The organism is Phenylobacterium sp. J426 (genome assembly GCF_024699945.1).
Lineage (GTDB): Bacteria > Pseudomonadota > Alphaproteobacteria > Caulobacterales > Caulobacteraceae > Phenylobacterium.
Genome location: NZ_JAJOMY010000001.1, coordinates 774955 through 788648 on the forward strand (window position 1 = coordinate 774955; position 13694 = coordinate 788648).

Genomic DNA, 13694 nt, shown 5'->3' on the forward strand with positions numbered 1-13694 from the left:
ATGTCGAAGGAAGGCCTCCACGTCCCGCGCGAGAAGCTGTCGCGCGACACCCTCAACAAGCACTACGCGATCACCTCGATCATCGAGGAGCTGGAGGCCGTCGACTGGTACCGGCAGCGCGCCGACGACTGCGACGACGAGGAGCTGAAGAAGATCCTGCTGCACAACGCGCGCGAGGAGCTGGAGCACGCGGCGATGGTGCTGGAGTGGCTGCGCCGTAACGACGAGGAAGCGCACGAGCAGTTCTCGGAATACCTCTTCAAGGAAGGCTCCATCGCCGGCCACGAGGAGGGCGCCAGCGAGAAGCATGGCCTCTGAGGACGACGTCGCCGTCGAAGGCGAACTCCGGACCGTCGAGGTTCCGGAGCACGCCGCGGGCGAGCGCATCGACAAGGTGCTGGCGGGGCTGCTCCCGGAGCTGTCCCGCGCCCGCCTGCAGGCGCTGATCGCCGAGGGTCGCGTGACCTTCGGCGACGCCCCCGTGCCGGACGGCAAGCTGAAGGCCCGCGCCGGCGCCTACACGGTCGAGGTGCCGCCGCCCGAGCCCGCCGAGCCGCAGCCCGAGGCGATCCCGCTCACGGTTCTCTACGAAGACGCGGACCTGGTCGTGATCGACAAGCCGCCGGGCGTGGCGATGCACCCGGCGCCCGGCAGCGAGACCGGCACCCTCGTCAACGCCCTGCTGCACCATTGCGGCGACACCCTGTCGGGCATCGGCGGCGTCGCCCGCCCGGGCATCGTCCATCGTATCGACAAGGAGACGTCAGGCGTCGTCGTCGTCGCCAAGACCGACGCCGCGCACCAGGGCCTCTCCGCGCTCTTCGCCGCCCACGACATCGAGCGCCTTTACATCGCGCTGACCCGCGGCGCGCCGCATCCGCTGAAGGGCACGATCGAGGGCGCCATCGCCCGCTCGACGAACGACCGCAAGAAGATGGCGATGGTGAAGACCGGCGGCCGCCACGCGATCACGCACTACGCGGTCGAGCGCACCTTCGGTCCGCAGGAGAGGCCGCTGGCGGGCCGCGTCGCCTGCCGGCTGGAAACCGGCCGCACGCATCAGATCCGCGTGCACCTGGCGTCGAAAGGGACGCCGTGCCTCGGCGATCCCGTCTACGGCTCCGGCCCCCCGGCCGAGGTCGTGCGCGCGGCCATCCGCGAAGCCGGCCTCGGCCGCCAGGCCCTCCACGCGGCCGTCCTCGGCTTCCGCCACCCCGTCACGGGCGAGACGCTGCGCTTCGAAAGCCCGCTCCCCGAGGACATGGCCCGGCTGGAAGCGCTGCTGGGCCGGCTCTAGCCCGCCGCTGCGGCCTCGAGCTTGGCGATGTCCAGCTTGACCATCTGCATCATGGCCGCCGCGACCCGGTTCGCGGCCGCCTTGTCGGGGCTGCTCATCAGCCGGCTGAGCTGCACCGGAACCACCTGCCACGAGACGCCGAAGCGGTCCTTCAGCCAGCCGCACTGGCTCTCCTGGCCGCCGCCGCCCAGCAGGGCGTCCCAGTAGCGGTCGACCTCCGCCTGGGTGTGGCACTCGATCTGGAAGCTGATCGCCTCGTCGAACTTGAACTCCGGACCGCCGTTCAGGCCGGTGAAGGGCGTGCCGTCCAGTTCGAAAGCCACCGTCAGCACCTGCCCCGCGCGGTCGCCCGGCAGACCTTCCGGATAGTACGACGTCTCGGTGATCTTCGAGTTGGGGAAGATCGCGCAATAGAACTCGGCGGCCTCGCCGGCGTCGCGGTCGAACCACAGGCAGTTGGTGATCTTCGGCATCTTCCGTCCTCCGGTTGCGTGCGGCCGACGAGACCCTATCTTCGGGACCAGCGCCGCCTTCGAGCACAGGACGATCGGGGCAGGTCGAAGCCGACAGCCTCTCGGTGAAAACGCCGCCGCTGCGAGCTTCGCTAACACCGCATGTGAGAAAGCCTGCCTTGATGACGCCCAAGTCGAGGCGTACATAATGCCCCACTAGAGCAGTCGGACTTTCTGGGCCTTCTCCCACGGCCTAGCTTCCTCGAAACTTCGTACCTATCTGAAAGGTTGGAGGGGGCGATGGTCCTTTGCGCGTCGGGTTGGCGCGCGGCCTGAGGTCCGCATCCGAGAGGGGATATTCCATGGCCGCGAACGCGCTTGCCGTCATGTCGCCGGAAGGCGGCCTCAGCCGGTATCTTTCCGAAATCCGCAAATTCCCGATGCTGGCCAAGGACGAGGAGTTCATGCTGGCCAAGCGGTGGACCGAGCACCAGGACCCCGAGGCGGCGCACCGCCTGGTGACCAGCCACCTGCGTCTCGTGGCGAAGATCGCCATGGGCTACCGCGGCTACGGCCTGCCCATCGGCGAGGTGATCTCCGAAGGCAACGTCGGCCTGATGCAGGCGGTGAAGAAGTTCGACCCGGACAAGGGCTTCCGCCTTGCGACCTACGCCATGTGGTGGATCCGCGCCTCGATCCAGGAATACATCCTGCGGTCCTGGAGCCTCGTGAAGATGGGAACCACCGCGGCGCAGAAGAAGCTGTTCTTCAACCTGCGGAAGGCCAAGTCCGAGATCGCCGCCCTGCAGGAGGGCGACCTTCGCCCCGACCAGGTCAGCCAGATCGCCACCAAGCTGGGCGTGCTGGACGAGGAAGTCGTGTCGATGAACCGTCGGCTGTCCGGCGGCGACGCCTCGCTGAACTCGCCGCTGCGTTCGGACAGCGAGAGCGAATGGCAGGACTGGTTGGTCGACGATCAGACGCCCTCGCAGGAGAGCGTGATCGCCGACACGCAGGAGAAGAACCTGCGCATGAGCCTGCTCGAAGAGGCGATGACCGAGCTCACCGACCGTGAGCGGCACATCCTCACCGAGCGCCGCCTGAAGGACGAGCCCACCACCCTGGAAGAGCTCGCCTCGCAGTACGGGGTCAGCCGCGAGCGCGTGCGTCAGATCGAGGTGCGCGCCTTCGAGAAGCTGCAGAAGTCGATGCGCGCCGCCGCCGAAGAGCGGAACTTGGTCGACGCCTGATCTCTCGCCTCTCCCCTCTTGCTGCACGTGGGGGGGAGAGGATCAGGCCGCGATGATGACCTCTTCCCTCGGCATGTAAGCCAGGAGGGATGCGGCGTGCTTGGCCACTTCCGGCCCCTTGAGCGGCACGCCGGCCTTCTTGCACGTCACCATGTAGCGGGCGAGCTCGGCCGCCGCGGTGGTCAGCTTCAGGTCGGCCGCGGCCGTTGCCGCCTTCTGGATCGCTTGCACCTGCGTCTCGATGGCCCGGGTCGCCTGCGCCGGATCGGTGTCGAACGACGCCACGGCCGAACGCAGAATCTTCAGGGCCTGAGCCAGCCGGGCGGCGTCAGGGGTCTGGCGGCTGTCGGTGCGCCGCTTCAGCGGGCCCGTGTAATCGCCCGAGTTGAACCGTCGCCGGTCCGGGCCGACGTAGCCCACCGCCTCGATCCAGTCGCGCTGGCGCAGCGTCACCGCCTCCAGCCGCCGCAGCAGGTCCTTCATCGTGAAAGGCCGGCGCAGGAACTCGTGCACGCCGGCGTCGCGGGCGGCCAGGATGCTGGCGGCCGTCGCCGTGCCGGTCACCATGATCACCGGGACCTTGCGGGCCCCGAACTGGCTGCGTCGCAGCTTCTTGGTGAACTCCACGCCGGTGGTCTTGGCGAAGGTCAGCTCGACGAAGACGATCTGCGGGTCGACCTGTTCGCACAGCTTCAGGCCGCGTTCCGGCGTCGTGGCGATCCAGGTCTGCGAGCGGGCGATGTTGCGCATCGCCTCGCCGATCATCGCGGCGCTCGTCGCCTGCGGATCGACGATCAGCACCCTTTGCAGGTGCGGAGCCATCCGCCGGATCGTTCTCTTGTCGTCGTCGAACACGGAGACCTCTTCAGCCCCTCGCTTACGACGCTTGCGTAAAGGAACTCAGATCGAACGCCGTGCTGCGGCGATCCGTCTGGGCTCCCTAGTCCTGGAAGGGATCCCGCATGAGGATGGTGTCGTCCCGCTCCGGACTCGTCGACAGCAGGGCCACCGGCGCGCCGATCAGCTCCTCGATCCGCCGGACGTACTTCACGGCATTGGCCGGCAGGTCCTTCCAGGACCTGGCGCCCTGCGTGGTCTCGCTCCAGCCCTCCATCTCCTCGTAGACGGGCGTCAGCTGGCCCTGCGCCTTCAGGCCCGCCGGCAGGTAGCCGACGGGCTCGCCGTTCAGCGCGTAGCCGGTGCAGATCTTCAGCTTCGGCAGCCCGTCCAGGACGTCGAGCTTGGTCAGCGCGATGCCCGCGATGCCGTTCAGCGCCACCGACTGGCGCACCAGCGCCGCGTCGAACCAGCCGCAACGGCGCGAGCGCCCGGTCACCGTGCCGAACTCCCTGCCGACCGTGCCCAGGTGCTGTCCGACCTCGTCCTTGAGCTCGGTCGGGAACGGCCCTTCGCCGACGCGAGTGGTGTAGGCCTTCACGATGCCCAGCACATAGCCCGGCCCTTTCGGCCCCAGACCCGAGCCCGCAGCCGCCTGGCCGGCCACCGTGTTCGACGAGGTCACATACGGATAGGTGCCGTGGTCGACGTCCAGCAGCGCCCCTTGCGCGCCTTCGAACAGGACCCGTCGGCCCTTCTTCACCACCTCGTCGAGCATCAGCCACGCAGGACGCGCGAAGGGCAGGATCTTCGGCGCCATCTCCTCCAGCTCTGCCAGCAGGGCGGCGCCGTCGTATTCCGGGAGGCCCAGGCCCCGCCGCAGCGGCGTGTGGTGCGCCAGCAGGCGGTCGATCTTGGCCTCGAGCGCCGCGCGGTCGGCGAGGTCCGCGACGCGGATCGCCCGGCGGCCCACCTTGTCCTCATAGGCCGGGCCGATGCCGCGGCCGGTGGTGCCGATCTTGTTCACCGCAGCGGCTTCCCGCGCCTGGTCGAGGTCCCGATGCAGCGGCAGGATGAGGCACGCGTTGTCGGCCAGGACCAGCAGTTCCGGCGTGATCTTCACGCCCTGCTCGCCCAGCGTCGCGATCTCCTTCAGCAGGTGCCAGGGATCGACGACCACGCCGTTGCCGATGATCGACAGCTTGCCCTGCACCACGCCTGAGGGCAGCAGCGACAGCTTGTACACCTGGTCGCCCACCACGAGCGTGTGGCCGGCGTTATGGCCGCCCTGGAAGCGCACGACCACGTCGGCGCGATTGGACAGCCAGTCCACCAGCTTGCCCTTGCCCTCGTCGCCCCACTGGGGCGCCGATCACCGTCACATTGGCCATGGGTACGATCCTTCCACCTGCCCGGAGAAACGCCTCCCGGCCCTTCGACAGGTGCTCGGCGGGGGGCGGGGATCGATTGCGGCGCCCGTTTAGACCAAGTGGCCCTCGCCCTCAAGGCGCCCCGGCGCTATCACCCGCCTTCATGGACATCCCGCGCTTCCACCTCGCCTTCCCCGTCCGCGATCTCGAAGAGGCTCGCGCCTTCTACGGGGGCTTGCTCGGGTGCCCCGAGGGCCGTTCCAGCCCCGAGTGGATCGACTTTGATTTCCACGGCCATCAGATCGTTGCTCACCTCGCGCCGGGCGAGATCGGCCACAGGTCTACGAACGCCGTCGACGGCGAGGACGTGCCGGTCCGCCACTTTGGCGTGATCCTGCCCCTGCCGGAATGGCATGAGCTGTCCGAGAAGCTGGTCTCCGCCGGCGTGAAGTTCATCATCGAACCGCAGATCCGCTTCAAGGGTCAGCCCGGCGAGCAGGCGACCATGTTCTTCCTCGACCCCTCGGGCAATGCGCTGGAGTTCAAGGCCTTCGCCGACGACGCCATGGTCTTCGCCAAGTGACGGTCACCCTCCAGGACATCGAGGCCGCCGCCAGCCGGCTGAAGGGCGTCGCGGTCGAGACCCCGCTGATCGAGAGCCCGGCGCTGAACGACCGCCTTGGCCTGCGCGTGCTGATCAAGCCCGAGACCCTGCAGCGGGTCGGCGCCTTTAAGTTCCGCGGCGCCTACAACCGGCTGGTCCAGCTCACCGAAGACGAGCGCCGCCGCGGCGTGGTGGCCTTCTCGTCCGGCAACCACGCCCAGGGCGTGGCGCTCGCCGCCCAGCTGCTGGGTGTCCCCGCCGTGATCGTCATGCCGAAGGACGCCCCGGCCATCAAGGTGGCGGGGACCCGCGGCTACGGCGCCGAAGTGATGTTCTACGACCGCCTGACCGAGAGCCGCGAAGCGATCGCCGCGAAGATCTCGGAAGAGCGCGGCTCGGTCGTGGTCCCGGCCTTCGACGACCCGCACATCGTCGCGGGCCAAGGCACGGCCGGCCTCGAACTGGTCCGTCAGGCCGAGGCGATGGGCGCGAGCCTCGACGTGGTCGCGACGGGCGTCAGCGGCGGCGGCCTGATCTCCGGCGTCGCGACCGCCGTGAAGGCGCTCTCGCCAAAGACCGCGATCGTCGGCATCGAGCCCGCCGGCTTCGACGATGCGCTGAAGTCCCTCCGGAAGGGCGAGATCGTGGTGCAGAAGGCCACGGGCCGCTCGCTGTGCGATGCGCTGGAGAGCCCCTTCGTCGGCGACATCACCTTCCCGATCATGAAGCAGCACGTCGCCGACGTGGCGCTCGTCACCGACGCCGAGGTGACCGAGGCGATGCGTTACGCCTTCCAGACCCTGAAGCTGGTGGTCGAGCCTGGCGGCGCCGTCAGCCTGGCCGCCCTCCTGGCGGGCAAGCTCGACACCTTCGGCGGGACGACCGTGGCGCTCATCCTGTCCGGCGGCAACGTCGATCCTGAGCAGTTCGCCCGGATCCTCCGCGGCGAGCTCTAGCGCCCCGTCAGGATCGGCAGCGGCTGGCCGGCCTGCGGATCGAACGCCGTCCAGTCCTCGCCCAACACGGTCAGCGCCGTGGCCGCGATCTGGCTTTGCGAAACGCAGCCCTCCGGCTTCGCCCCCGCCGCCACGCCCCGCCCGATGGCGCCGATCCAGATGGCGTCCGAGCCTTTGTGAAGCGGCTTGCCGTGGTGCTTCCACGCGTCGGGCGCGCCCTCGCCGCGGCCGTGGTCGGTGGTGACGATCAGCGTCGTCTTGCCGCGATAGGCGGGGTCCGCCTGCAGCGTCCGCCACAGCTCCGCGATGTAGCCGTCGGTGCGCTGGGCGGCGTCGAGCATCATGTCGTAGCGGCCCTCATGAGCGAAGTCGTCGGTCTCGCCATATGACACGAACAGCACCCGCGGCTTGTCGCGCTTCAGCGTCTCCAGCGCATAGCCGTGGGTGATGGCGTCGAGGCGCACCGTCGGCCACAGCCGGGGGCTCCATCGGGCGAAATCCGCGAGCCTGGCCTCGGCAGGGGTCCGCGCCGGCAGGTCGTCCCAACCGTCGTTCACCGGAACGCCGCTGCGGCCTGCGTTGATGATGTCCTCGAAGTGATCCCAAGAGCCAAGCGCCCGCACCTTGCCGCGGAACCCCGGGCGCCGGTTCACCCACTCCAGGAAGCTCACGTTGGCGTTGGGCCCATGCTCGTTCGACCGGATTCGCGGATCAGGCTTGCCGGTGAGGATCTCGTTGTAGCCCGGATACGAGAACCACATCTCGTTCGAGACCTTCGCGCAGCTGCCGTGATCCCGGTCGCCGATCAGCACGCCGTCCCGCGCGACCACGCCGTTGAGGAACGGCATGAGCGCCGCCGCGCGGTCCGCCGGCGTTACGAACCGGCGGCGCACGTCGTCGATCTCATGGACGAAGTCGCGGTTCGCCGCGCGCTCGCGGTCTGCGCCGTGGAAGACCTCCTGCCAGGGCAGCCCGTCCAGCGTCACCAGCACCAGCCGCCGGTCGTCGGCCGCCCGCGCCGTCGAGCCGAGCGCCACAGCGGTCAGCGCGACGACCGCCGCCAGGAACGTGATGATGCGCCGCATGGAGTTCTCCCTCCGCCCGCGCCTGGTTAGCGCGGCTGCGGCACGGATCGATGACGGTTTCAGCCGGCCGCCGAGGCGTCGGCCGCACCGGCCTTCAGCGCGCGGTAGATGTCGACGTAGGGCGCAGCCATCGCCGTATAGATCACGCCGGCGAAGACGGTGAAGAAGACCAGTCCGCCGAGCGCGAGCAGCGAAGTGACCACCATGGCGGCTCCGCCCCCCGACATTTCGGCCACGCCAAGCACGATGCCGGCGACGATGGCCAGGGGGATCAACACGACCGCCCAGATGATCAGCATCAGGAAGATCAGAGCCAGGATGGTCAGGACGATGCGCCAGCCCTGCCCGCGCGTGAGCCGCCACGCGTCGAGCAGCACGAACCGCTCCTCGTCCCAGGCCTGCACCCACGCCAGGCTGAACCGGGCTGCGATGTAGACGTATGCAAGCGTGGCTGGGATGGCCAGAAGCACGCCTGCGAGGGGATAGCGCCCCTGTCCGCCGCCAAGGAGGTCGAGGAGCGTGAAGAAGCCGAAGCTGATCGGCAGGACTGCGAGAAGCGCCAGCGCGCACAAGGCCAACGCGGTCAGAAACATCCAAAGCTCGCCGCGTCCGAACTTCACGTAGAAGAAGCCGCGCTGCTCCGGCCGCAGCAGCGCCCGGCAGACCGCGCCATAGAAGAGCACGACCCCGGCGCCCCCGAGGATCAGCATCAGCGGCGCGGTAAGCAGCCAGACGGCGGGCGGGGCTTGTTCCGCCATGACGCCTGCGGCCGCCGGATCCTCGAGCAGCGTCTGGAAGTAGCCCGGGACCGCCGCGCCCAGCAGCGTCAGCTGAAGCACCTGCATCGCCACGGTCAGCAGCATGTAGCCGGCGCCCCACACCAGGATCGCCTTCCAGTCGCGCCGCGCCAGGGCGAATCCGGATTTCAGCGCAGCATCGATCGAGAACCCGGCCATGTGTCGCCCCCTGACATCCGTGGTTGCGGGAGCATAGGCGCCGGAACCGCCGATTGAACAGCCTAGCTGAGCAGGCTGCGGTCCAGTCCGGCCAGATCGAACTCGGGGTCGACGATGCCGCGCCCTTCGGGCGAGAGCGCCGCATAGGCTGCCCGCAGTTCAGCCAGGCACTTCGCCTGATACCTGAACACGCCCTGGCTGTACGGCCGGCCCAGCAACTCCACTTCGAACACGTCGCGGCCGGCCGCGACGGCCTCGGCGTTGGCGCGCAGGAACGGCAGATAGACCTCGCCCGCTAGGCCCAGCAGTCGACGGGCGGCGGCGCCGGGCTCCTGCCACTCGCCGTCCACGCCGCTCGCATCGTCGATGTTGAGCAGCCACCGCATCAGCAGCGGCGCGCGCTCTCGCATGAGGTCGTGCGGCGTCGGGTCTGTGGCGAGCTGCGAGAGCTGGCCGTACCAGCCGAAATCGGCCAGCGACGGCCGCGTGCCGAACAGGAAGGCCTCGTCCGCCGCGAGATCATCGAAGATCGCGAAGATGCGCTCGGTCGTGGCCTCGATGACGGGCGCGTTCTCCGGCGTGCAGCCGACCAGGGCCATCCGGCCGACCTGGCGCTCGCGGAAGGCGTCGGCGGCGGCCTGGATCGCACCGCGGCCCTGGCCCTTCAGGCGGTCGAACGCCAGCCACCGGCTCATCTGCGCCTGGTCCCGCTCGCGGAACCAGCGGTAGTGGAACATCGCCTTCGTGCCCCACTCGTCGGCCATGTCCTCGAGCAGGAACGCGAGGAAGGCCTGCGCCTCGTCGGCCGGAACGACGCCGCGATCATCCGCATGCCGCCGCTCCAGCTCCCGGATCAGCGGCGTCGAGTCGTTCATCACCCCGCCGTCGGGAAAGACCAGCACCGGGATGACCGGCGCCTTCACCCTGGCGAACAGCTCGGCCATCTGTTCGGGCCGGCCGACCTGGATCCAGCGGTGCGGCAGCCGGCGGTAGCGCAGCACCGCCCGCATCTTCATCGAATAAGGGGACCCCAGTCCGCCGTAGAGCAGGTACTCCGACATGCCTCGGTCCTCCGTATTCGCTTCCGCCTAAAGCCGATCCTCCGGCGCCAGTCGCGGCGGCTCCTCGCGCGGGGTGATCAGCTTGGCGGCCCTGGGCCGGATCCAGTTCTCGAAATCGTCCACGAAGCGATAGACCACCGGCACCAGCACCAGCGACAGCAGCGTCGAGGTGATCAGGCCGCCGATCACCGCCACCGCCATCGGCTGGCGGAACTCGGCGCCCTTCTCGAGCGCCATCGCGGTGGGCAGCATGCCCGCGGCCATGGCGACCGTCGTCATCACGATCGGCCGCGCCCGCTCCCGGCAGGCGTCGATCAGGGCGTCGTGCTGGCTCATGCCCTCGCGTTCGCGTTCGATGGCGTACTCGACCAGCAGGATCGAGTTCTTCGCCGCCAGGCCCATCAGCATCAGGAAGCCGATCAGCGAGGGGATCGACAGCGAGAGATTGAAGATCAGCAGGCCGATGAACGCCCCGCCGACGGCCAGCGGCAGGGCCGCTAGGATGACGATCGGCTTGAAGAAGCTCTTGAAGAGCAGCACCAGCACCGCGAACATCAGGAAGACGGCGGTGGCGAAGGCCACCACGAAGCCCCCGAACATCTCCTGCATGGCCTCGGCGTCGCCGATGGCGCCCGGCTTCACGCCTTCGGGCAGGTTCTTCATGATCGGCAGGTCGTGCACCGCCTTGGTCGCCTCGCCCAGCTCGACGCCGTCCCCCAGCTCGGCCTGGATGGTCACCTGGCGCATGCGGTTCAGTCGGTCGATGCGGGCCGGGCCGGCCTGGAAGTCCACGTCGGCCACGGCGCCCAGGGTCGTCACGCCACCGGTCGCAGTCGGCAGCCGCAGTTGGCGGATCTGCTCGATGTCCGCGCGAGCGGTCTCGGGCAGCCGGATGCGGATCGGGATCCGCCGCTCGCCCTCGTTCAGCTTGGGCACGTTGGCGTCGATGTCGCCGACGGTCGCCACGCGCGCCGCCTGGGCGATCGTGGCGACCGAGACCCCGAGGCGCGCCGCCTCGTCCGGGCGCGGACGGATGACCACTTCGGGTCCCACCGGCGGGTTCGCCGGGCGCGGGTCCTTCACGATGTCGACCGCGCGCATCTGCTGCTCAAGGGCCAGGGCGGCGGCCGCCAGCTTGTCCGGATCCTGGCCGGTCAGCACCTGCTGGAAGCCGGACGAGCCGTCGAAGCTCAGGAAGTTCAGGCGAACGTCCGGGATGGCGGCGATCTGCGCCCGCACCCGGTCCTTCAGCTCATTGCCGCTGACGTCGCGCTTGGACCTCAGCAGGACCGTGATGGTGCCCGAGCGCACGTCGCTCGCGCCTGGCCCCCGCCGGGGCCGAAGTTCGCAACCGTCGAACCCACCTGGGTGAAGACGTCGGTCACCTCCGGCTGGGCCTTCATCACGCGGGTGACGGCCTGGGTCGCCTCCTCCATGTCCTGGAGGGTGGCGCCGGGGGGGGCCCTGGACGTTGACGTAGATGTAGTCGGGGTCCCCGGCCGGCTGGAAACCCTGCGGCAGCAGGCCCACCAGCGCCACGGAGGCGATGAACAGCACCAGGCCGGCCACCGCCGAGATGATCCGGTGCGCCAGCGCCCATTCCAGGGCGTTGCGGTAGAAGCCCTCGAAGGGCTTGCGGGCGTGGGGCTTGGTGGCGGGCTTCAGGAAGTAGGCCGCCATCAGCGGCGTGATCAGGCGGGCGACCAGCAGGGAGAACAGCACCGCCACCGAGACGGTCAGGCCGAACTCCTTGAAGAATTGGCCCGGGATGCCCGGCATGAAGCTGACCGGGGTGAACACCACCACGATGGCGAAGGTGGTCGCCACCACCGCGAGGCCGATGGCGTCGGCGCCCTGCAGCGCGGCCTGATAGGGCCGCACGCCCTGGGCCACCCGCTTTTCGATGTTCTCGATCTCGACGATCGCATCGTCGACGAGGATGCCGATGACCAGGGTCAGCGCCAGCAGGGTGACGAGGTTCAGCGAGAACCCGGCGATGTCCATCACGAAGAAGGTCGGGATCAGGGAGATGGGCATGGCCACCACCGAGATCAGCGTCGCGCGCCAGTCCCGCAGGAACAGCAGCACCACCAGCGCGGCCAGCACCATGCCTTCCAGAAGCACGTGCTGGGTGGCGCGGAAGTTGTCCCGCGTCTCGTCCACCGAGGCGTAGATCTTGGTGAAGGTCACGCCCGGATAGGTCTTCTCCATCTGCTCGAGCTTGACGTTCACCGCGTCCTCGGTGTCGACGTCGGAGGCTTCCTTGGTCTTGGCGACCTGGAAACCCACCACCGGCTGGCCGTTGAGGCGCGCGAAGCCGCGCGGTTCGGAGGCGCCGTCGCCGATCTCGGCCACGTCCGACAGGCGAACATAGCCGCCGGTCCCCGTCGGGATCGTCATGTTGCGCAGCTGGGCCACCGTCTCGACCGAGCCGAGCACGCGCACCGTCTGCTCGCGGCCGCCCACCTCGAGCCGCCCCCCGGCGCATCGAGCTGAAACCCGGAGAGCGCCTGGTTCACCTGCGAGGCGGTCAGACCGCGAGCGGCCAGGCGCATGGGATCGATGACCACATTGATCTCGCGGGCCACCCCGCCGACGCGGGTCACCTGCGCCACGCCCTTGGCGGTCTGCAGCTCCCGGCTGATCGTGTCGTCGACGAACCACGACAGCTGCTCGTCCGACATGGCCGGCGCGGCCACGGCGTAGGTGATGATCGGGAAGGCGCTGTCGATCTCGACCTGGGTGATCTGCGGCTCGTCGATGTCGCGCGGCAGGATCATCCGCGTCTGATCGATCTTGGCCCGGACCTCGTCGGTCTTCTTCTGCAGGTCCTCGCCCATGTTGAACTGGATCGAGGTTGTGGAGACGCCCTGGGTCACCACCGACTGCACGTTGTCGACGCCGGTGATGCCGGCGATGGCGTCCTCGACCGGGCGCGTGATCTGGGTCTCCATCTCGCCCGGCGCGGCCCCGGACTGGGTGACGGTCACGGCCACGACGGGGAACTGGATGTTCGGGAACTGCTTCACCGGCAGCCGGGAGTACGAGAGCATCCCCGAGATCAGCAGGCCGATGAACAGCAGGGTGACTGGAACGGGATTGCGGATCGCCCAGGCCGAGATGGCGAAGCTGCCGCTGCCCGGCGGGCCGTGGTGGTGGGGGTCGCTCATCGCTTGGCGCCCGCCGTGGCCGGACGCGCCGGCGCCTGAGCTTGGGCGGCGGCCTGGCCGCCCTCGACGGGCTGCACCTTGTCGCCGTCCAGCAGGAAGGCGGCGGCGTTCTGCACGACACGGGCGCCGGCCTCAGGCCCGCGCACGATCTGCACGAGCCCGGAGCCGCGCTGACCCGTCTGCACCGGCACGCGGCGAACGCGATTGTCGGCGCCCACGACCATCACGCTGGCGCCGTTGGCGTCGTAGCGGATCGCCGACTCCGGAAGCGCGAGCACCGAGGCGGACACGTCTTCGAACACCGCCTGGCCGAAGCCGCCGGCGCGGATATCGCTGCGCACCGGCAGGGTGACGCGCACTTCGCCAAGCTTGGTCTGCGGATCGATCTGCGGGCTGACGATGCGCACGCGCCCTTGCGCCTGCACGCCGCTCGGCAGGGTCACCGTCGCGGTCTGGCCCGGCCGGATGCGCGCGAGGACGTCCTCGCTAAGGTCGGCCGAGAGCTCGACCTGGCCGTCCCGGGCGATGCGGAACCACGGCGTGCCACCGCCGCCCGCCAGGTCGCCGGGCCGCACGGTGCGTTCGAGGATGACGCCGGACACCGGCGCGACCACAGCGGTCTTCCGGAGTCGCGTCCGAAGGTCCTGCAGCTGCGC

11 protein-coding genes and 2 pseudogenes are annotated in these 13694 nt (G+C 69.2%); 5 read left to right on the top strand and 8 right to left on the bottom strand.

Annotated features, from left to right (window positions below):
• The gene (locus tag LRS10_RS04050; protein WP_257836125.1) at positions 1 to 318 is read left to right on the top strand and encodes a ferritin family protein; all 318 of its coding nucleotides are present in this window, start codon (positions 1 to 3) and stop codon (positions 316 to 318) included.
• On the top strand, positions 308 to 1297 hold the full coding sequence (locus LRS10_RS04055) for an RluA family pseudouridine synthase (protein ID WP_257836126.1): 990 nt from the start codon (positions 308 to 310) through the stop codon (positions 1295 to 1297). The genes LRS10_RS04050 and LRS10_RS04055 overlap by 11 nt, the downstream gene beginning before the upstream one ends.
• Here the strand turns inward: LRS10_RS04055 and LRS10_RS04060 are convergent.
• Complete coding sequence (locus tag LRS10_RS04060) at positions 1294 to 1770, bottom strand: VOC family protein (protein ID WP_257836127.1); 477 nt, start codon at positions 1768 to 1770, stop codon at positions 1294 to 1296. The two genes, LRS10_RS04055 and LRS10_RS04060, sit on opposite strands and share 4 nt — an antisense overlap.
• A 341-nt stretch (positions 1771 to 2111) precedes the next feature.
• Between LRS10_RS04060 and rpoH the strand changes: the two genes are divergently transcribed.
• Positions 2112 to 2999, top strand: coding sequence for an RNA polymerase sigma factor RpoH (gene rpoH / locus LRS10_RS04065; protein ID WP_257836128.1), 888 nt, complete (start codon positions 2112 to 2114; stop codon positions 2997 to 2999).
• 42 nt (positions 3000 to 3041) lie between these two features.
• On the opposite strand, the gene LRS10_RS04070 is transcribed toward rpoH, so the two are convergent.
• Together LRS10_RS04070 and LRS10_RS04075 are read right to left on the bottom strand one after the other, a co-directional pair.
• Positions 3042 to 3854, bottom strand: a complete 813-nt coding sequence (locus LRS10_RS04070) for a two-component system response regulator (protein WP_257836129.1) — start codon at positions 3852 to 3854, stop codon at positions 3042 to 3044.
• Between the two features lie 85 nt (positions 3855 to 3939).
• Positions 3940 to 5227 (bottom strand): annotated as a pseudogene (locus LRS10_RS04075) (adenylosuccinate synthase).
• Between the two features lie 142 nt (positions 5228 to 5369).
• Between LRS10_RS04075 and LRS10_RS04080 the strand changes: the two are divergent.
• Entirely contained in the window at positions 5370 to 5789 is a 420-nt protein-coding gene (locus tag LRS10_RS04080; protein WP_257836130.1) for a VOC family protein, read from the top strand.
• Positions 5786 to 6766, top strand: a complete 981-nt coding sequence (locus LRS10_RS04085; protein WP_257836131.1) for a threonine/serine dehydratase — start codon at positions 5786 to 5788, stop codon at positions 6764 to 6766. The genes LRS10_RS04080 and LRS10_RS04085 overlap by 4 nt, the downstream gene beginning before the upstream one ends.
• On the opposite strand, the gene LRS10_RS04090 is transcribed toward LRS10_RS04085, so the two are convergent.
• The 5 genes and pseudogenes from LRS10_RS04090 to LRS10_RS04110 form a co-directional block, all read right to left on the bottom strand.
• Positions 6763 to 7851 (bottom strand): alkaline phosphatase family protein, encoded by a 1089-nt coding sequence (locus tag LRS10_RS04090; RefSeq protein WP_257836132.1) that lies wholly within the window; start codon positions 7849 to 7851, stop codon positions 6763 to 6765. The two genes, LRS10_RS04085 and LRS10_RS04090, sit on opposite strands and share 4 nt — an antisense overlap.
• A gap of 59 nt (positions 7852 to 7910) precedes the next feature.
• Positions 7911 to 8807 (bottom strand): hypothetical protein, encoded by an 897-nt coding sequence (locus LRS10_RS04095; protein ID WP_257836133.1) that lies wholly within the window; start codon positions 8805 to 8807, stop codon positions 7911 to 7913.
• A 62-nt stretch (positions 8808 to 8869) separates the two neighbouring features.
• Complete coding sequence (locus tag LRS10_RS04100) at positions 8870 to 9868, bottom strand: glutathione S-transferase family protein (protein ID WP_257836134.1); 999 nt, start codon at positions 9866 to 9868, stop codon at positions 8870 to 8872.
• A gap of 27 nt (positions 9869 to 9895) precedes the next feature.
• Positions 9896 to 13038, bottom strand: a pseudogene (locus tag LRS10_RS04105) (efflux RND transporter permease subunit).
• Positions 13035 to 13652 (bottom strand): efflux RND transporter periplasmic adaptor subunit, encoded by a 618-nt coding sequence (locus LRS10_RS04110; protein ID WP_257836135.1) that lies wholly within the window; start codon positions 13650 to 13652, stop codon positions 13035 to 13037. The pseudogene LRS10_RS04105 and the gene LRS10_RS04110 overlap by 4 nt, the downstream one beginning before the upstream one ends.
• Positions 13653 to 13694: the final 42 nt, after the last annotated feature.